Annotated in this window: 19 protein-coding genes, 1 tRNA gene and 1 pseudogene; 9 read left to right on the top strand and 12 right to left on the bottom strand. The window is 38.6% G+C overall.

Annotated features, from left to right (window positions below; translation table 11 throughout):
* The first annotated feature begins 10 nt into the window (after positions 1 to 10).
* The 4 genes from CDOM16190_RS02285 (at position 11) to infC (ending at position 3,551) form a co-directional block, all read left to right on the top strand.
* A complete protein-coding gene (locus tag CDOM16190_RS02285; protein WP_170018718.1) occupies positions 11 to 433 on the top strand; it encodes a 2-thiouracil desulfurase family protein in 423 nt (140 codons plus the stop codon).
* A 238-nt stretch (positions 434 to 671) separates the two neighbouring features.
* A tRNA-Val gene (locus CDOM16190_RS02280) sits at positions 672 to 747 on the top strand.
* Between the two features lie 471 nt (positions 748 to 1,218).
* Positions 1,219 to 3,039, top strand: a complete 1,821-nt coding sequence (gene thrS / locus CDOM16190_RS02275) for a threonine--tRNA ligase (RefSeq protein ID WP_170018717.1) — start codon at positions 1,219 to 1,221, stop codon at positions 3,037 to 3,039.
* The gene (infC, locus tag CDOM16190_RS02270) at positions 3,036 to 3,551 is read left to right on the top strand and encodes a translation initiation factor IF-3 (protein WP_170018716.1); all 516 of its coding nucleotides are present in this window, start codon (positions 3,036 to 3,038) and stop codon (positions 3,549 to 3,551) included. The genes thrS and infC overlap by 4 nt, the downstream gene beginning before the upstream one ends.
* A 98-nt stretch (positions 3,552 to 3,649) precedes the next feature.
* On the opposite strand, the gene CDOM16190_RS02265 is transcribed toward infC, so the two are convergent.
* The 4 genes and pseudogenes from CDOM16190_RS02265 to CDOM16190_RS02255 form a co-directional block, all read right to left on the bottom strand.
* Positions 3,650 to 4,180, bottom strand: a complete 531-nt coding sequence (locus CDOM16190_RS02265) for an isoprenylcysteine carboxyl methyltransferase family protein (RefSeq protein WP_170018715.1) — start codon at positions 4,178 to 4,180, stop codon at positions 3,650 to 3,652.
* Between the two features lie 91 nt (positions 4,181 to 4,271).
* Positions 4,272 to 4,529, bottom strand: coding sequence for a hypothetical protein (locus CDOM16190_RS10670; protein WP_249934095.1), 258 nt, complete (start codon positions 4,527 to 4,529; stop codon positions 4,272 to 4,274).
* A gap of 19 nt (positions 4,530 to 4,548) precedes the next feature.
* A complete protein-coding gene (locus CDOM16190_RS02260; RefSeq protein ID WP_249934094.1) occupies positions 4,549 to 5,202 on the bottom strand; it encodes a hypothetical protein in 654 nt (217 codons plus the stop codon).
* Between the two features lie 13 nt (positions 5,203 to 5,215).
* A pseudogene (locus tag CDOM16190_RS02255) lies at positions 5,216 to 7,225 on the bottom strand (5-methyltetrahydropteroyltriglutamate--homocysteine S-methyltransferase); the annotation flags it as partial.
* Positions 7,226 to 7,767: 542 nt separating this feature from the next.
* Here CDOM16190_RS02255 and rpmI point away from each other — a divergent pair.
* Both rpmI and rplT read left to right on the top strand, forming a co-directional pair.
* Positions 7,768 to 7,959: a 50S ribosomal protein L35 gene (gene rpmI, locus CDOM16190_RS02250; RefSeq protein ID WP_169975412.1), complete on the top strand. Its 192-nt coding sequence runs from the start codon at positions 7,768 to 7,770 to the stop codon at positions 7,957 to 7,959.
* A 90-nt stretch (positions 7,960 to 8,049) separates the two neighbouring features.
* Positions 8,050 to 8,406: a 50S ribosomal protein L20 gene (gene rplT, locus CDOM16190_RS02245; RefSeq protein WP_169975410.1), complete on the top strand. Its 357-nt coding sequence runs from the start codon at positions 8,050 to 8,052 to the stop codon at positions 8,404 to 8,406.
* A gap of 314 nt (positions 8,407 to 8,720) precedes the next feature.
* Here the strand turns inward: rplT and CDOM16190_RS02240 are convergent, their stop codons facing one another.
* The 3 genes from CDOM16190_RS02240 to coaE form a co-directional block, all read right to left on the bottom strand.
* The gene (locus CDOM16190_RS02240; protein WP_170018714.1) at positions 8,721 to 9,317 is read right to left on the bottom strand and encodes a glucosaminidase domain-containing protein; all 597 of its coding nucleotides are present in this window, start codon (positions 9,315 to 9,317) and stop codon (positions 8,721 to 8,723) included.
* 95 nt (positions 9,318 to 9,412) lie between these two features.
* Positions 9,413 to 10,156 carry a diaminopimelate epimerase gene (gene dapF, locus CDOM16190_RS02235; protein WP_170018713.1) on the bottom strand — a complete coding sequence of 248 codons (744 nt, stop codon included), beginning with the start codon at positions 10,154 to 10,156 and terminating at the stop codon, positions 9,413 to 9,415.
* Positions 10,137 to 10,748 carry a dephospho-CoA kinase gene (gene coaE, locus CDOM16190_RS02230; RefSeq protein ID WP_170018712.1) on the bottom strand — a complete coding sequence of 204 codons (612 nt, stop codon included), beginning with the start codon at positions 10,746 to 10,748 and terminating at the stop codon, positions 10,137 to 10,139. Before coaE ends, dapF begins: the two co-directional genes overlap by 20 nt.
* Positions 10,749 to 10,821: 73 nt before the next feature.
* Between coaE and purM the strand changes: the two genes are divergently transcribed.
* Positions 10,822 to 11,805, top strand: a complete 984-nt coding sequence (gene purM / locus CDOM16190_RS02225; RefSeq protein ID WP_170018711.1) for a phosphoribosylformylglycinamidine cyclo-ligase — start codon at positions 10,822 to 10,824, stop codon at positions 11,803 to 11,805.
* A gap of 28 nt (positions 11,806 to 11,833) precedes the next feature.
* Here purM and CDOM16190_RS02220 read toward each other — a convergent pair whose 3' ends face one another.
* A complete protein-coding gene (locus tag CDOM16190_RS02220; RefSeq protein WP_211437389.1) occupies positions 11,834 to 13,237 on the bottom strand; it encodes an alanine/glycine:cation symporter family protein in 1,404 nt (467 codons plus the stop codon).
* A 127-nt stretch (positions 13,238 to 13,364) separates the two neighbouring features.
* On the bottom strand, positions 13,365 to 14,552 hold the full coding sequence (locus tag CDOM16190_RS02215) for a replication-associated recombination protein A (RefSeq protein WP_170018709.1): 1,188 nt from the start codon (positions 14,550 to 14,552) through the stop codon (positions 13,365 to 13,367).
* 121 nt (positions 14,553 to 14,673) lie between these two features.
* Here CDOM16190_RS02215 and CDOM16190_RS02210 point away from each other — a divergent pair, with 121 nt between their 5' ends.
* A complete protein-coding gene (locus tag CDOM16190_RS02210; RefSeq protein WP_170018708.1) occupies positions 14,674 to 15,078 on the top strand; it encodes a hypothetical protein in 405 nt (134 codons plus the stop codon).
* A 27-nt stretch (positions 15,079 to 15,105) separates the two neighbouring features.
* Complete coding sequence (locus CDOM16190_RS10665) at positions 15,106 to 15,723, top strand: tellurite resistance TerB family protein (RefSeq protein WP_170018707.1); 618 nt, start codon at positions 15,106 to 15,108, stop codon at positions 15,721 to 15,723.
* Between the two features lie 19 nt (positions 15,724 to 15,742).
* On the opposite strand, the gene CDOM16190_RS02200 is transcribed toward CDOM16190_RS10665, so the two are convergent.
* From CDOM16190_RS02200 to CDOM16190_RS02190, 3 genes are all read right to left on the bottom strand, one after another.
* On the bottom strand, positions 15,743 to 16,216 hold the full coding sequence (locus CDOM16190_RS02200; RefSeq protein ID WP_170018706.1) for a GNAT family N-acetyltransferase: 474 nt from the start codon (positions 16,214 to 16,216) through the stop codon (positions 15,743 to 15,745).
* Between the two features lie 117 nt (positions 16,217 to 16,333).
* Positions 16,334 to 18,451, bottom strand: coding sequence for a TonB-dependent receptor domain-containing protein (locus CDOM16190_RS02195; RefSeq protein WP_170018705.1), 2,118 nt, complete (start codon positions 18,449 to 18,451; stop codon positions 16,334 to 16,336).
* Positions 18,452 to 18,604: 153 nt separating this feature from the next.
* On the bottom strand, positions 18,605 to 19,117 hold the full coding sequence (locus CDOM16190_RS02190; protein WP_170018704.1) for a pyridoxamine 5'-phosphate oxidase family protein: 513 nt from the start codon (positions 19,115 to 19,117) through the stop codon (positions 18,605 to 18,607).
* Positions 19,118 to 19,154: the final 37 nt, after the last annotated feature.

The following is a 19,154-nucleotide window of genomic DNA, read 5'->3' as shown; positions in this document are numbered from 1 at the left end:
GGAATTTAAAGTGAAAGAGAAAATTTTAGTAAGTGCGTGCCTGCTTGGCGTAAACTGCAAATACAACGGCTCAAACAACCAAACAGACGAACTTGAGCGCAAATTTAACCATCTTGCCTTGAACTATGAAATTTTATCCGTCTGTCCCGAAGAGCTTGGCGGGCTTGCAACTCCAAGAGAAGTAGCTGAGATAAATGGAGAAAAAGTCTTTACAAAAAGCGGCAAGGACGTAACCGAGCAGTTTTTAAAAGGGGCTAAAATTTGTGCCGATCTAGCCTTAAAAAATGGCTGCAAATTCGCCGTTTTAAAATCCAAAAGCCCAAGTTGCGGAAGCAAGTTTATATATGACGGAACATTTAGCAAAACTCTTAAAACAGGCGATGGCTTTACGGCAAGAGCTCTAAAGCAACTCGGCATAAAAAATTTTAGATGAAAATTTCAGTTTAGATTATGAAATAAATTTAATCATCTAGCACATTATTTAAATTTTAAAGCCAGTAATGCTTTTTGGTAGTTGAATCAAATAAAAAATCGCCAAGCACAGTCAAAAAATTACTAAGCAAGATAAATTTTAATAACATAAATCTGCCTTTGAAATTTAAATTTAACTTCTGATAAATAAATTTAAAATAAATTTAACTTTAACTTGCTACAATACACACCTATTTGATGGTCGCGTAGCTCAGCTGGTAGAGCACTACCTTGACATGGTAGTGGTCGGAGGTTCAAGTCCTCTCGTGGCCACCATCTTCTATAAAAATACAGTCATAAACCAATGCCGGATTTAAATTTATAGTACAGTTATTTAAATTCCAATTTTTTATATTTCAAATACTAAAAATTAAAGTAAAATTATTTTTAAATATAGATAATAAATTTTGAAATTTAAAAATTAAGCTTGCGGAAAGGCAACCACCCCTTTCCGCAAAAATCGGGAGAAAAATGAATCAAAACAATGCAAAGACGAGATATTGCACGATCCATTTACAAGACAAATACTAACATCAAATTTCTTAAAGTATAATTAAGTATATTAATAATTATAAGGCTTAAGCAAGTGTGTTACAAAAGCTCAAAAATTCCAAATTCACGCATCAAATTTTGGCGCAGATAAACCATCGGCAAACAAAATATTAAGTAAAGCTTAAATTCATTTTGGATAAAATCTTGCATCATTCTTTTGTTGTTTAAAAGAATATTCGGTAAAAAAGGAAAGATATGAGCGATATAATCGCATACAGACTAAACGGAGAGATAGTTGATACGCAAAGTATCGAAGATAATGTAAATTCAGCCGAGCCTGTGTATTTTGATAATTCAAAAGATGCTCTAAATGTCATTCGCCACAGCTGCGCACACCTTATGGCAGAGGCGATTAAAATCATTTACCCTCAAGCGAAATTTTTCGTAGGGCCTGCGATAGAGGATGGATTTTACTACGATTTTAGAGTCGATGAGGCAGGAACCAAGCTTGGCGAAGCTGATTTAGAAGCTATCGAAGCTAAGATGAAAGAGCTGGTTGAGGCAAAAAAAGATATAGTTAAAACCTGTTTTTCAAAAAAAGAGATAAGCGAGAGATTTAAGGACGATGATCTTAAGCAAGAGGTTTTAAAGCGCATTCCTGACGGACCTGTGAGCATGTATTCGCAAGGAATTTTTGAAGATATCTGCCGCGGACCACACGTGCCAAATACTAAATTTTTAAGATTTTTCAAGCTTACTCGCGTAGCAGGAGCTTATCTTGGCGGCGATGAAACACGCGAAATGCTAAACAGAATTTACGGCACGGCATACGCAGACAAAGAGAGTTTAAAAGAACATATAAGAGTCATCGAAGAAGCCAAAAAGCGCGATCACCGCAAGCTTGGAACCGAGATGAAGCTCTTTACATTTGATGATGAGATCGGAGGCGGACTTCCGCTATGGCTACCAAACGGCGGAAGATTAAGAAGCAAGATCGAGCAAATTTTATTCAGAGCGCACAGAGAGCGTGGATATGAGCCTGTGCGAGGTCCTGAAATTTTAAAAGCCGATGCTTGGAAAAAGAGCGGGCACTACGTAAACTACAAAGAAAATATGTATTTTACGGTGATCGATGAGCAAGAATATGGCATAAAACCGATGAACTGCGTCGGACACATCAAAGTATATCAAGACGAAATTCGCTCTTACCGCGACCTGCCGCTTAAATTTTTTGAATACGGCGTAGTGCATCGCCATGAAAAAAGCGGCGTTTTACACGGACTTTTCAGGGTTCGCGAATTTACGCAAGATGATGCGCATATATTTTGCATGCCAAGCCAGATAAAAGAAAATATCCTCGAAATTTTAAGCTTTGTCGATAACATCATGCAAAATTTCGGCTTTGAATACGAGATGGAAATTTCAACAAAGCCGGCCAAAGCGATCGGAGATGACGCTATCTGGGAGGTTGCAACCCAAGCGCTTAAAGACGCTCTTGATGAAAACGGATTTAAATACGGCATCGACGAAGGCGGCGGAGCGTTTTACGGACCAAAGATAGACATCAAGATAACAGACGCACTCAAACGAAAATGGCAGTGTGGAACAATTCAAGTTGATTTTAACCTGCCTGAGAGGTTTGACCTTGGCTACATCGACAGCAATAACGAGCGCCAACGCCCCGTAATGCTTCACCGCGCACTACTTGGAAGCTTTGAGAGATTTATAGGAATTTTGATAGAGCATACAAGCGGAGAGTTGCCATTTTTCGTAGCGCCTACGCAGGTTGTGGTCGTGCCAATTAGCGACGCGCACTTAGACTACGCAAAAGAGATAGCAAAAGAGCTTAGAAAAATAGGCGTTGATAGCGAAATTTCGGGCAAAAACGAAAGTCTAAATAAACGCATCAGAAGCGCTGAAAAACAACGCGTACCGATGATCGTAGTGCTTGGCGACAACGAAGTGGCAAACCGCACAGTAGCGCTAAGAGACCGCAGAAGCAGAGAACAAAAAGATATGAAACTAGACGAATTTACCAATTTATTAAAGGAGAAACTGAGTGAGGTGCATTTTTGAGTAAAGAAGAAGTATTGCTCAACGAAGATATAAGAGCGAATGAAGTAAGATGTGTCGGTGATGACGGCACAAGCTATGGCGTTATCTCAAGAGATGAGGCTTTAAAAATCGCTGAAAAACAAGGGCTTGATCTAGTCTTGATCGCGCCTGATGCAAAGCCGCCTGTTTGCAAGATCATGGACTACGGAAAATTCCGTTACCAACAAGAAAAAAAGCAAAAAGAGGCTAAGAAAAAGCAAAAAGTTATCGATGTTAAGGAGATCAAACTATCGGTAAAAATAGCTCAAAATGACATAAACTACAAGGTAAAACATGCGCTTGAGTTCCTTGAAGAGGGTAAGCACGTGAAATTTAGAGTGTTTCTAAAAGGTCGCGAGATGGCTACTCCTGAAGCCGGAGTCGTCATGCTTGAAAAAGTTTGGGATATGATAAAAGATATAGGAAATAGAGACAAAGAGCCGATGATAGAAGGCCGCTATGTCAATATGCTTGTAACACCAAAAAAAGGCTAATCAAATACTGCATAAGCCCTTTGGTTAGGGCTTATGACCTCTTCAAATTTGCTTCTTAAATTTTAAGCAGTATTCTTATGCAAATTTAAATTTATCTACTAAATTTTACCATTTGGAATGATGACTTCGGCTATCAAGCGATCTTCTTCCTCTATCCTATTATAAAGCACAAACGCATAAAACGGCAAGATAACCACAGCCGAATACAGCGCATGACAAAGCAAGGCAAGTCCTATAAGCTCCGGCACGATATTTAAGAAATAATTTGGATGCTTAACAACTCTAAAAAGCCAGTGATCGTTAAATTTATGCTCGTTTGCTATCATAAGCTTAACCGTCCAAATTCCCTTTAGAAGCTGCGTAACCACATATAACATCACTAAAGCAAACGCCACAAGCACGCACCCCAAAAGCCCTTGTGTATCAAGCTCGGCTCGTCTTAAAACGGCTTCAACAAGGCATGAAAAATAAAAAAGTATATGCAAGATCGTAAGTCTTTTTGAGTTTTGCACTCCATACTCCTTGCCGCCACTTGCAAGTATCGCCTGCTCGTTTTGCTTTGAAACTTTAAGAAATGCGAGCCTTATGATAAATATCACGGCAACGATAATAACAACACTATAGTCCATAAATTTTACCCTTAAAATAAAATCAAAGCGCAAAAGATAACAAATTTGGCCTTAAAATGTCAATTCTAAAAGCGAAATTTGCCACTCAAAGCTAGTTTCTGTAACTAAAATTTGCTCTTTTAATTATCTTTTTTATGCCGTCTAAAAGCCTTAAAGAAGCCTCTATCTCAACTTTTCTAGCAGATATACTCTCCACATTTGCGCCGATACTTACACCCTTTGCAAGACCGTATTTATATAGGAAATTAAAAAGTTCCAAGCTTAAATTTACAGAAGCCTCCAAGATGTCTTCACTCGCCTTTAATCGCTTTTCAAAATACTCAGGAACGCCTATTCCAAGCCACCTCATAAACTCAAGCGTCTTTAGACTACCGCAAGGAGTAAAAGTAAAAATGATCAGCGTTTTTTTTGATGCCAAGACTCGCATAGTCATCGATAAATTTCTTCGCATTTTCAAGGTTATACACAGCTTGAGTTATGAAATACCTACACCCGCTTATGCTTTTGTTTGCCACTTTTAGATGCTCATTTGCATTTTTTGCGTGTCGTTCGGGTATACAAATGCCGCCAAGCAAGAGCTCAGACTTTTCTTTGGCTACGATCTTATAGGCTCTTTCAAGCTTTAGCTTTATCTCCTGCCCCTTTGAGCTAGCACCTACAAATACGTTTATCTTTGAGCTTTGAGAGCTTAAAATTTGAGCCAGCTCATCTTCGCTATATTTGCCCACAACCCTATAAATGACCGCTTCAACATCGGTTTTTAGGTAGTTTTCATAATACTCCTCTGGCTCAATCGTCCGGGCAAATTCAAACACGCGCTCATTTTCGTTTCGACCACTCTCATCTTGCAGATCATAAAGCACTATGCCATCAACGCCGATACTTTCTATCCTCTGACGCCAAATTTTAGCTATGCGCTCTTTTTCGCTCTGCTCAAGGTGCGCCTTGGGCGGAGTAAGCCCATATAGTACTATCCCGCTTGGTTGTTTAAAATTTTCTCTTTTAGCATTTAAAGCTCCCAAAGCACTGCCTAGCTTACAGACTTCGAGCGATCTTAACTGCTTCGACCAAATTTATAAGACTTGGTCTTACTTCATCCCACTTGCGAGTTTTAAGCCCACAATCAGGATTTATCCATAGCTGCTCGCGCGGAAGCACCTCAAGAAGCGCTTTTATCTGCTCAACCATCTCGCCCACTTCAGGCACACGCGGGCTGTGGATATCATAAATTCCCGGACCAACTTCTTGTTTGTAGCCAACCTCTTTAAAAATTTTAAGAAGCTCATTGCCGCTTCTAGCCGTCTCTATCGAGATCACATCCGCATCCATCGCTTCTATGGTTTTTATAATGTCGTTAAATTCAGAATAACACATATGCGTGTGAATTTGCGTTTTAGCACTCGCCGAGCTAACGCAAAGCTTAAAACAATCAACCGCAAATTTCTCATATTCCGCGACATTTTCAGCCCTTAGCAGATAACCCTCTTTAAACGCGGCTTCATCCACTTGAATGATCTTTATGCCCGCATCTTGCAGATCTGAAATTTCATCATATATACAAAGTGCAAGTTGTCTAGCTATCTCGCTCCTTGGCTTGTCATCGCGCACAAAAGACCAGTTTAGTATGGTAACAGGATCCGTTAACATACCCTTTACTATCTTATCTGTCTTGCTTTGAGCGTATGTTATCCACTCAAGCGTCATCGGCTTTGGACGGCTCACATCGCCAAACAGAAGCGGCGGCTTCACACAACGACTGCCGTAGCTCGGTAAAATGCCATAACCTAAAGCCTCTTTTTGCACCTTTATACGCTGGACATAAGGCGTATCGCGTTCAAATTTGCTTAAATTTGCCACGCGGTTTGCTACATCTCTTGAATGGATCAAATTTGAGCTTGAGCGAGTCTTTATTGCCTCTTGGTTTAAAGCGTAAATTTTAGCCTCATCACTGTTTAAAGCTCCGTTGTTTGCGAGTTTTGTTATGATTTTGATCTCGTCAAGCTTTTCAACCGCAAAGCTAAGCCAGCTTTTTATCCGAGGATCCAATTTCTCCTCGTATTTTAGCGTGTAAGGCACGTGAAGAAGGGAGCAGCTAGTGCCTATGTAAAAATCTTTGCCATTTAAAACAGCAGAAATTTCCTTAACAAATTTTACCTTTTCATCGATATTGCTCTTCCAGATATTTCGCCCGTCAACAACTCCGGCAAATAGCACAAGATCGCTCTTTTCAATGATTTCAAGTGCGGCTTTGTTTTTCTCTGCATGAACAAAATCAAGCGCAACGGCGTAAATTTTGGTTTTTACTACTTCGTTTACCGCTTTTAAGGCATGCTCAAAATATGTTGCAAATATGATTTTTACATTGCTCGCCACACTTGCAAGCTCACCGTAAGCCTTCGTAATAAATCCCAAAAGCTCCTCATCCTTATCAGTTACAAATATTGGCTCGTCAAACTGAACTAAAATTTCATCATCAAGCTTTGAAATTTCGCTAAGTAGCTCTTTATACTCACGCAAAAGTGCGTCAAAATGCTCAAACGCGCAGCTTCCGTCGGTCGTCTTTGAAAGCGCTAAAAAAGTTATCGGACCTATCAAATTTATCTTGCCTTTTATGCCCTCTGCTTTTGCTTCTTTGTATTCGTTTAAAATTTTGCTCGCGTTTAGCTCAAATTTAGTGTCTCGATCAAGCTCGGGCACGATGTAGTGATAGTTGGTATTAAACCATTTTGTCATCTCAAGCGCTACGCTGGTTTTGTGTCCGCGCGCTAAAGCAAAATACTGTTCAAGCCCGCTTAAATTTTTAAATCTAGGCGGCACACAACCAAAAGTGATGATATTATCAAGCACTAAATCGTAAAATGAAAAATCATTTACGCTAATTGCCGAAATTTCAGCCTGCTGCTGATAATTCCAGTGTCTTGCTCTTAAAATTTTTGCCGTTTCTTCAAGAGCGCTTTCGTCGCTTTTGCCAGCCCAAAAATTTTCCAAAACCTTCTTAAGCTCTCTTTGCTCGCCAATTCTTCCAAAGCCTGTTACATAACTTTTATCATAGTTTTTCCTTCTAAAATCTAAATTTCAACGTGAAAATTTATAGCTCAAATTTGAGCTATAAAAAACAATAGCCAATGGTTAAAAATGAGTAAATATCGTTAAATTTGTGGTTTTAGAGGCACATGGGCGGATGTGAGCCGCTTTTTCTGAGCGAGAAGTGAAATTTGTAATATTCGTTGCCGTAAAGTTTAAACGCAAATTTTAAAAATTGATTTGCTTTGCGCTTAAATACGCAGTTGCAGTGAACCAGAGATGCGCTTACGAATGGATTAGACAATATAAATAAAAATTTATAGTTGTTTAAAAACTGAGTTGAAGTTCTAGCTTCATTTGCTAGGCTAATGCCCGCCTTAATGAGCCTTAAGCATGGGACATGACATTTTCGTAGTCCTTTATGTTAAAATTTGTGGACCGAATTATACAAGATTTTTTTGGAAAAAATCAAGAGCAAAACGCAAAATTTAAATTCTTTAAAGAAATTTTAGATATAATCCATCTCTTATCTTAAGGGTAAGAAAAATTTTAAAAGGATTAGTATGCCTAAAATGAAGTCAGTTCGTGGTGCTGCTAAACGTTTTAAAGTGGGTAAAAATAAGATTAAAAGAGGCTCAGCATTTAGAAGCCATATTTTAACTAAAAAATCTCGCAACAGAAAAAGAGATTTAAGAAGCCCTCAATACGTTGACAGCACGAATGTTGCAAGCGTTAGATCAATGCTTTGCATGTAAGTTTAAGTTTTTGACACAAGGTCATTCAAACTCCCCCAAATTTAGGGGCAAGATTCGCTTAGCGAACGCCAATTTCTAAAAAGGATAAATATGGCAAGAGTAAAAACAGGCGTAGTTAGAAGAAGACGCCATAAAAAGGTATTGAAGCTAGCTCGTGGCTTTTACAGCGGTAGACGCAAACACTTTAGAAAAGCTAAAGAGCAGTTAGAAAGAAGTTTAGTATATGCTTACAGAGACAGACGCGCGAAAAAACGCGACTTTAGACGTCTTTGGATAGTTAGAATCAACGCTGCTTGCAGACTAAATGATATCAGCTATTCACGCTTTATAAACGGTCTTAAAAAAGCAAATATCGAATTAGATAGAAAAATTTTAGCCGATATGGCTATGAATGACCCAAAAGCTTTTGCACAAATTGCTTCACAAGCAAAGGCTGCTTTAAAATAATTTCAAATTTCTCGCTCATTGGAGCGGGAAATTCTTTTAACTCCAACTTTTTCACATTATTGTAATTCATATTAATAATACGATAAAAACTGCTAAATTTTCTATTTTCTTAAAGCTCAAAGTGGGTTTGAATTACTCTCTACTTACAACTTACAAATGTAGCGAAACAAATAAAATCACACCACGCCCGACACGCCCTCTACGTAAAAACAACAGACATTGTTTTTAACCACCAAGATATCTTTTAAAGGCTAAAGCGCGAATACGCTTTTATTTTATTCGGTATTAATACCACACTAAAAACAGAAACCAAATCAATAATCGTACTTCGTCAAATCAAGCTGATTTATAAGCGATTTTAGCATTGTTACGTACTCTTCACCAAGTTCTGAGTAGTTTTGCATCGTCTCAGCGGCACTAATACCGCTAAAGAGTTTTCCGCTTCTTGCAAATTCCGCGCGGGACAACCTAAAATTTTCATATGCTGCGTTTGAGTTCAAATTTAGCGCATACATCATGACAGACTCTTGTAAACTACTAAAAATCCTGATCTTGTGTCGCTTACCGCGCGCTCTATCAAGCGGCACAAGCCCTACTTCGCCCCAAGTATAGTGCCCAAAGATATTATTTGCCTCTTTCGTGAAGCGGCTTTCGCCCCAACCACTCTCTATCGCCGCTTGAGCTATCGCTAGCGAAACGGGAATTTCGCCCATGCGCACGAGATATTCATTTATGTTAAAAATATGCTTGATATTATATTCGCTTGCGATTTTAGCTAGCTGCTTGTAATTATTCTCATCAAGCTCACGCAGACCCTGTCTCCAAGCTTGTATGACAAAAGCTACGCAAAATGCACGTTTTGAAGCTATAACACTATTTACATTTACGATAATTAACCTGATTTGAGCCACAAAAGCTTCTTTTTTCGCTTTGCCTTTTAGTGTGTAGTACTCATCGCTAAAGCCCGCATGCAGGCTAACGGCAAGAAGAAAGGCAAGCCAAAATTTTACTCCATAAAATTCGCATCAAAGCAGTGTCTTACCTTGCCTTTAAAAAATATCTTTTCGTCCTTAAGTCTCAAACCAAGCTCTTCACCACTCTTTGGAAAGACAGAAATTTGCTCTTTTAAGCCTAAATTTTTAACTCCTGCATAAAAGCATGCCGCCATGCCTGTTCCGCAAGCGTTTGTCTCATCTTCCACTCCGCGCTCATAGGTTCTAACGAGCAAATTTCCGTCTTCAACTTTAGCAAAATTTACGTTTGCATTACGGTTTTGACGCATTTTACGAGCTAAATTCAGATCAAATTCACTCAAATTCTCACAAAAACTAACAAGATGCGGCACGCCCGTATCATAAAAGTACCACTCCCGCCCTTCTTCGCTAAATTTATCCGCTAACTTAGCCGGGCTTGTTAGCTCAACTTCCACGATATCGCCGCTTACGCTACCGCTAACACTTCCTGCACCCGTAGCTAGCGTTATATCATTTGCGTTAGTTAGTTTGTTAGTAACGGCATATAAAAGCGCTGCACGAGAGCCGTTACCACACATCGCCGCATAGCTTCCGTCGTTATTATAAAACTCCCATTTCACGCCGTTTTCAAAAGGAAGTAGCACGATAAGCCCGTCAGATCCTATGCCGTTAAATCTATCGCAAAGCCTTTTAGCTAACTTGCTTCGATCCTCGCTAACAAAAGTGTGAAATATAACAAAATCATTGCCGCTTGCGTTATACTTTGATACTCTCATATCTGCCTTTCAAATTTCTTAAAAATTCCTCGGTTTGCGCCTGTAAATCTCTTAAATTTCCGCTATTATCTATAACAAAATCAGCCATTTCGCGCTTCTTTTCTATATCTATTTGAAGACTTACTCTATTTTGAGTCTCTTCGTAGTTTAAATTGTTTCGCTTCATAACTCTATCTATAAGGGTTTTTATCGGTGCATACACAACTACAACTTCGTTAAATTCAGCCTTGCCAAGCCCTTCAAAATAAAGCGGAATATCTACAAAATAAGGCAAATTTTTAGCTTCAAGCTTCTTGCAAAGCTCATAAATTTTTGCATCTATCCTTGGATGAAGCAAATTTTCAAGCCATTTAAGTGCCTCTTTATCATTAAACACGATTGCGCCGACCTTTTTTCGATCTATCCTGCCTTGATATAAAATTTCCTCGCCAAATTTTCGCACAACCTCATCTTTGCACGCTTCAAGCTCATAGTGAGATATATCATCAGCATCGATCACCTCAAAGCCGTGCATCTTAAGAAGGTTTAAAAACGTGCTTTTGCCGCTTCCGATTGTGCCTGTTACGACAAAAGCATTGCTAAATTTCATCAAATTTTGCCTTGAGTTTTTAATTCGATTTTAGCAAGTTTTAGCTAAAATTAGGCAAATTTTAAAAGGGGATAAAATGATAAGCTACAAAGACGCCGGAGTGGATATAGACGCCGGAAACAGCTTTGTTGAGAAGATCAAACCATACGTAAAATCAACTTTTACTCCGCTAGTCTTAGGCGGTATCGGGTCATTTTCAGGTGCTATAAAGCTGCCAAGCGGGTATAAAAATCCAGCCATTTTAGGTGCGACCGATGGAGTTGGAACCAAACTTCGCCTAGCCATAGACGCAAACAAATTTGATACAGTCGGGCAAGATCTCGTGGCAATGTGTGTAAACGATCTCATCTGCAACTTCGCAACACCGCTTTTTTTCCTAGACTACTACGCAACGGCAAAACTTGATATAAATAGCGCAGCAACCGTGGTAAAAGGCATCGCCGAAGGCTGCAAGCTGGCCCAGTGTGCACTTATCGGAGGCGAAACTGCTGAGATGCCGTCGATGTACGAAGGTAAGGACTTCGATCTAGCCGGCTTTGCTGTAGGCATGGCGGAGATAGATGAAATAGATAGAAGCAAATTCGTAAAAGAAGGCGACGTGCTAATAGCGCTTCCAAGCAGCGGGCTTCACTCTAACGGATTTTCTTTGGCGCGCAGAGTTGTTAGTGAGCTCGGACTAAAATTTGACGATAAGATTGAAGGCAGAGCGCTTATAGATGTATTGCTTGAGCCGACTAGAATTTATGTAAGCGACTTTTTACGCCTAAAGGACAAGATAAACGCGCTTGCTCATATCACAGGTGGCGGACTGGTTGAAAATTTACCTCGTGTATTTCCTGAAGGACTTGGCGCAAAGATAGAAAAATCAGCGATCAAAACACCTGAAATTTTTAAAATCATCGCTCAAAAGGTAAATGAAGAGGAGATGATGAGAACCTTTAATATGGGCGTAGGAATGGTGCTTGTGGTTAGCAAAGAAAATGCTAGCAGCGTACTGGCAGACTCAAACGGCTACATAATAGGAGAAATAGTTAAAGGCAAGGGCGTAGAGCTAGTCTAATAAATTTTGGTGCAATTTGCACCAAAATTTACTTTATATAATCCTCTTTTACATACTCTTTTTTATTATCATAGTCTTTTACAAGTTTAACGACTATAGGGCTAAGAACCAATAAAGCAATTAGGTTAGGCAAAACCATAAGCCCGTTAAAAAAGTCCGAAAGCTCCCAGACTAAATTTATCTTAAGCACACTACCAACAAAGACAAATCCAACTACAAAAATTTGAGAAATTCTTACAAATTTAGGACCAAACATATATCTGACGTTTATCTCTGCGAAATAATACCAACCTATTATAGTGGTAAATGCAAAGAAAAATAGACATATAGCCACAAAGCCGTATCCACCAGTACGACCTAAAATATGCGACGAAAACGCCTCTTGAACAAGCGCGATTCCGGTTATGACTGCCTTGCCATTTTCAAATTCTATAACATTTGCACTAAGCACAACAAAAACTGTAATATTTAACACAATGAATGTATCAACAAACACTGACATTATGCCTAGAACTGCTTGATCTATAGGGTGTTTTACGTTGGCTACGGCATGCGCATGAGGAGTTGAACCCATGCCTGCCTCATTACTAAACAGTCCTCTGGCTATACCGTATCTCATAGCCATCGCGATAGTAGCTCCGGTAGCTCCGCCCCACGCAGCAGATGGATCAAAAGCCGCTCTAAAGATGAGAGATATTACTCCTAGAATCTCACTAATATTAAAACATATTATTACAAGTCCTATCACGACATACAGTATCGCCATTATAGGTACTATCTTTTCGGCAACTCTAGCTATGGCTTTGATGCCCCCGATAAAAATAAGTGCGCAAATAATAGCCAAAAATAGCCCACTTACCCATTTTGGTATCCCAAAGGCTCCATAAAATCCGTCAGATATAGAATTGGCTTGAACCATATTTCCCATAAATCCAAGGGCTAAGATAATGGCTATAGAAAAGAACATAGCCAAAATTTTTCCTACCTTACCGCCAAGACCTTTTGATATATAAAACGCCGGACCTCCTATAGTGTGTCCGCTTTCGTCTTTAGTTTTATAAATTTGAGCCAGACATATTTCGGCAAAATTTGTTGCCATGCCCAAAAATGCGGCGCACCACATCCAAAATATAGCCCCAGGTCCGCCCATTACAAGTGCGGTCGTAGCACCAACTAAATTTCCAGTACCAACCTGCGCCGCTATAGCTGTAGCAACAGCTTGAAAAGAGCTCATACCATCTTTGCCTGCCGCATCTCCATGCAAAGAGAAGTTGCCAAAAAGATTTTTTAGTCCCATTTTAAATTTAAAAATTTGAATAAACCTAAGCTTAATCGTAAAGTAAAACCCCGTTCCGCAAAGCAAGGCGATCAAAAAATAAGGCCCCCAAAGAAATGAGTTGAGTTTGCTTATAATGTCTGTTAAAATTTCCATTATCAAATCCATTTTTAAAGTTTAATTTAGGTAATGAGTATATTTAAAAATATATTAAATTTTTATAAATAATAGTAAATATTATACAAATATCAATGATGGAGTCGCATTTGGTATTAATTTATGCTCATTTTGAGTTCATTTTATGCTTCAATCTCTCAAGCCACTCTTCAAGTGTCTTTTCAAAGCCGACTCCTTTACTCTCATAAAATTTAAGCGGTTTTGCCAGATACTTTTGCTCGATCCAACCGCCAAAACTATGTGGATAAAGATAGTCTTTAGCTTCAGGAGCGGTGTTTATAAGGTATGGAGGAATTTTTAAAGGAGCCTCAGTTTTTACGTATTTTAAGGCCGAATTTATCGCCTTGTAGCTTGAATTTGACTTTGGCGAGCAGGCTAGATAGATGGCACACTGACTTAGGATTATCCTAGCCTCAGGATAGCCGATTTTACTAACAGCTAGTAGTGTGTTAGTGGCTAAATTTAGTGCGTTTGGGTTAGCGTTACCCACATCTTCACTTGCAAATATCGCCATCCTTCTAGCGATAAAGTCAGCGCTCTCGCCCGCATCAATAAGCCTTGCAAGGTAGTATATAGAGGCGTTTTCGTCACTTCCTCGCATACTTTTTATAAACGCACTTGCCAAGTGGTAGTGCGTGTCATCTTCGCTAACCCCTTCACTAACTGCGTTAGCCCGAAGTATCTTTAAATTTTCAAGAGTTATCTTAGGGCTTAAATTCAGTGCAAACTCAAGCAGATTTAAAAGCCCTCGCGCATCTCCGCCACTGCTTTTAAATAGATACTCGCGCGCCTCGTCATCTATCTCAAAATCAACCTCACTTCTAGTCCTAACAAGTAATCTTTCAAAATCAGCCCTTTTAAGCGGAGCAAATTCAAACAGCATCGAGCGGCTTCTAATACCAGAACTTAGAGTAAAGTATGGATTTTCCGTGCTTGCTCCGATGATTATGGCATTATAATTTTCCATCGGAACCAAAAGCGCTTCTTGCTGAGTCTTGCTTAGACGGTGAATCTCATCAATAAAAAAAAGCGGCTTATTTAGCGCGTTTTCATGGTTTTTTAAAATTTTACGAAACTCTTCGATCTTTAAATTTCCACCGTCAAATTCGTAAAAATCATAACTCATCGCTCCAGCCACAGCTCTAGCAAAGCTCGTCTTGCCACAGCCCGCAGGTCCGTAAAATATACTGTGCGGGATTTTTTCATTTTCAATAAATTTTTTAAAAACTTCCACTATCTCGGTCTGCCCGCAAATTTCATCAAGAGTTTTTGGGCGAAATTTTAAAGCAAACATGGCTTTCCTTAGATATTTTTGTAAATTATACAAAAAGTTAAATTTCCAGACAAATTTTAAGAATTTCAAAAAAAAAAAAACGATAAAATAAATCAAATATCTTAAAATTAAAGGAGTGTTTATGACAACTCAAGAGATCTCGAACAAGATTTCTCAAGGCATCGGTGACGCGTTTGAGTCAGTGCAAGCCAGTCGCGATGAATACTATTCTAAAAATCAAGTGCCAAGCAAATATGAGGTAGGTAATATCATATCAAAATACAGCAACATAAATGCCGGTATATCAGGTGCTACGGGCTTGGTGCCTGGTCCCTTGGGTATGGCGGCGGCGATCCCTGAGATCATCAGTGTGATTAGAAATCAAATGGCTATGATAACTGATATCGCAAGAGCTAATGGCAAAAAAGCCAGCAATGAGCTTATGCTTGAAATTTTATTTGGCGCAGTAGGCAATATGGCTTCTGGCCTTGTGGCGGTTCATGCTCAAAAAGTAATCGTAAAGAGTGCCAGCCTTAAAGTTCTGTAAAGTGTAATCAAAACACTTGGAGGCAGAGTGACACAGCAGGTGCTAAAGTCAATGGCTGCAAAGTGGATACCTCTGGCAGGCGCGGCTGCTATGGCTGCTTGGTCTAAATACTCAACCAGCAAAATCGGTAAAAAGGCACAGGAAATTTTTGAAAAAGAAATCATTTATGAGTGTGATGAGGTCGCTACAAATGAAGATATACAAATGCTTGGAGTGGCTAAGGCTGAGTTTGAAAATGCCAAAAACGAGATTGATAGTGCTATAAACGATATCAAAAATGGCGATAAGATACTAAAAGAGAAGATTAAAATTTTAATAAGCCTAATGAGGATAGATGGCAAAATAGAGGATGAAGAGCAAGAATACATCGCAAATTTTATAACCAAATCAAATTTTGCAAGCAGCGACGAAATGGAGCTGATAGGATATCTTGGAAATAACGAAAAAATGGATATAAACTACGCTTTGTTTAAGACTGATCCACAGGAAGCTTTGGCGTTAATTATTGATTTGATAGCACTCTCTAGTGTTGATGAGAAAATCCACATAACCGAAAAGATGTTTATCAAAAATATCGCAAAAATGATAAATTTTAATGAAAATGATGCATTGGAGCTAATAGAGCAAACAAAGCAAAATATCTAAATTTAGGCTCTTTTTGAGCCTAAATTTTACTAATCTTCTCTATCTCTTCTCTGCTCATTCTAAATTTTAGCCAACCGTTCTGCCTTTTAGCCCCTAAGCTCTCGTAAAATTTAATACTTGGCTCATTCCAGTCAAGGCACTCCCACTCAAGCCGTCCAAATCCCTCGTCTTCGCAAATTTCGGCAAGGGTTTTGATAAATTTCATACCGATCCCTTGTCCTCTAAACTTCTTTTTTACGTATAAGTCTTCAAGATAGATGCCGGCTCTGCCTAAAAAAGTAGAAAATGAGTGAAAAAATATAGCGTAGCCAACTATCTCGCCACCTCCACTAACGGCAACTAACGCGCTAGCAAGCTCTTTTTCAAAAATATGAGATATAAAAACACTCTCGTCTATTTTAACTTCGCTTTCAAGCTTCTCATATAAAGCAAGCTCATTTATCATTTCGATTATAATCTTTGCATCGTTTTTAGTAGCTTTTCTTATCGTCATGTTATTCCGATCTAAAATTTTTTAAAACATTATAACAAAAGCGACTTTATAGTAAAAACTGTATATTTTAAAGAGTGAAAAATTTGGAGGCAAACGTAATCGCCTCCAAATTTTTAATTAAAATTTCTTTTCAAAATCTATGTAGAAGTTTCTGCCCTTACCTACCATAGTAGTAGTTTTTGTCTGAGAATGGTTAATGTATTTCTTGTTAAATATATTATTCACGCCAAAATTCACTTTAAAACCTTCGCCAAAAATTTTGTTTTCAATGTTTTTTGGAACCCAACTGCCTTTAAAATCTACTATAGTAAATGAACTATCTACATACTCATATGTTTTTCCTCTTGAAACAAATGTTTTCTCGTCTCGTTTTGGAGCAAAATAATGTCTCATACTAACTCCGGCAGAAAGTCCCAAAGGAGAGTATAGATAATTTCCACCAAGCACTAGCTTATCGGCATAAGCTCCTATCCTTTTGCCTGTTTTATTGTCTTTAAGTTTCATGTGATCATATGCCAAATTAAAGCCAAAATTTGAGATATTATACTTAGCCTCAACCTCAAATCCACTTCTTTTAGCCTCATCGATATTATCATATTTTCCATATCTTCTGTGTGGTGACTTAGGGTCAAAAGGAGGATTACCTAGATCCGGTCTAGCCTGCAAAGAGATCATGTCTTTGATTTTGCCGGTATAGTAAGTTGCTTTAAAATACAGCCTGTCATCACTCAATAAATTCTCTTTATCCACAGAAAATCCGAATTCTAACTCTTTTGCTATTTCAGGTTTTAAATTTGGATTTGGTATATACCAATAAGGCACGTTTATAGGACCTTGAGAAGAGGTCTCATGCGGTGTCGGGCTTCTAAATGTTTCTGCATATCCTGCTAGTAAATTTATGCCGTCAAATACCTCATAAGCAAGCCCGAGTTTAGGAGAAAATCTGCTCTCTTTATATTTAGGGCGATTATCTTTTGTAACAGCTCTTTCAAATCTATCGTATCTACCACCAAGGGTAAATTCAAAATTTCCTAAATTAAATACGTCTTGTAGATAAAGTCCGTAATCTTTATATGAATTCGGATGAGAATTTGATTCTCTTAAAACCCCTTTGGATAAATAAGCAGAGTCTTCACGTCTGTGTTGATACTCTGTGCCCACAACCAACCTATGCTCTAAAATACCGGTATTAAATACGCTCTCATTCTTTAAATTCAACCCCCATCTCTTTTCAGTATTTACGTAGCTAGTATCTCCTGACATTCTGTCGTAAGATGCTTCTGTATTATAGTATTGGGCTGAAAAATTTATCCAAGGATTATTTATCGGCGTAAACTTATACACAGCATTATAATCGCGCTGTTTGATTCTACCTATAGTCGAGTCCTCGTATCTATACAATGACTGCCAGCCTGTGATTAAATTTTCATGATAATTAAATACGCTTAAATCAAGCTCATGCTCATCAGTTATATCCCATTCAATCTTACCGAACATAGTATTTATACGCTCATCGCCTGAAACCACTTTAACATCTTCTGCTCCGCCGTCAGCAAGTTTCATATTACTATGATCTGCATGTTTACCATAAAGTAAAAAGCCTAAATTTTTAGCAGGCTTAAACGCAAGTGCACCGCGGTTTGAGTTCATATGATTGCTCTCTTGACGATGCCCTATCATCACACCGTAATTTTTATTCCCCATGATAAAGTCATCTACACTCTTTGTCTGCATACTTACGATACCGCCTATCGCGCCACTTCCGTGAAGAACGGACGAAGCACCTTTAACTACTTCAACTCGCTTTAAAAGATCGTTATCCACACGAAAAGTTGAAATCATATTTGAATAAAGCGAAGGCGAGCGCTTTACGCCATCTTGTTCTATTATGACTCTCTCCTCGCTTTGATAACCAAATCCTCTAATGGCGAATTGCTGCCCTGCTTGCCTTCCAAGATCTTTACCGATATCTATGCCTGGAGTTTCATTTATAGCTTCTATTAAAGAAGGAGTTTTTGTTAGGTTGTTTTGATTTAACACACTAACTTGTCCTACGTACTTCGCTACATCAGTCTCGCTTCTGTTTGCAGTCACTGAAACCATATCTAACTGTGCGGTTGCTACAGTAGAGTTTGTATCCGTATGCTTTGTGCGAGACTTCGTATCTGCGGCTTGAAGCATTGAAACAGAAGCCCCTAAAAGCATAAGAGCGGCTATTTTGCTAAATTTACGCATTTTATTTCCTTTTTTAGATATATAAATTAATAATCGCTATTAAATTTTGTTGAATGTTAGCAGTTTTCTTCTTAGATATATGTTAAATTTCAGACATTTATAAATGTTATTTTAATAACAACAAAACGATAGGTTACTTACTGTTTTAACAATTTATAAAATTTTCGCCTTAGCGCTTAGACTTTGTATCTTAAACTCATATATGCTAGTCGCTTTTAGTCCGTGCATCGCCGCGGTTTCAAAAGCGCTCATGTACTCTGGTGTGTATTTTTTACAAAGTAGCCTTAAAGCCTCGATTTTATTTGCATCATCAGTAACTTGATAAACCTTGGTTTTAGCTATCGCGCTTTTGTATTCGGTAGTAAAAACCCTGCTTCCAAGCCTAGCTCCATCATCCTTCATCGCCTCAAATTCAGCATCGGTATGCTTTGGGACTTTATTATACGACACGCACACCATCTTAACATCTTTGCCGTCTTTAAAAAGCCTAGCTTTAGAGCCCGCAACCGCGCCGTGTATATAGACACTCATGCCCTCTCTTGCGATCGAGATAGGTATAGAAAATACTCTGCCATCATCATCCACACAGCTTATAACGGCATATTCGCATTTATCGATTATCTCAAGTGCGGCTAGTTCGTCTAAATTTCTATCTTTTCTTCTCATTTTTTTCCTAAAATATAAATTTAAAGGAGATTTTACC

The sequence above is a fragment of the Campylobacter sp. RM16190 genome (assembly GCF_012978835.1).
GTDB lineage: Bacteria > Campylobacterota > Campylobacteria > Campylobacterales > Campylobacteraceae > Campylobacter_A.
This window is presented reverse-complemented; position numbering and strand designations above follow the sequence as displayed.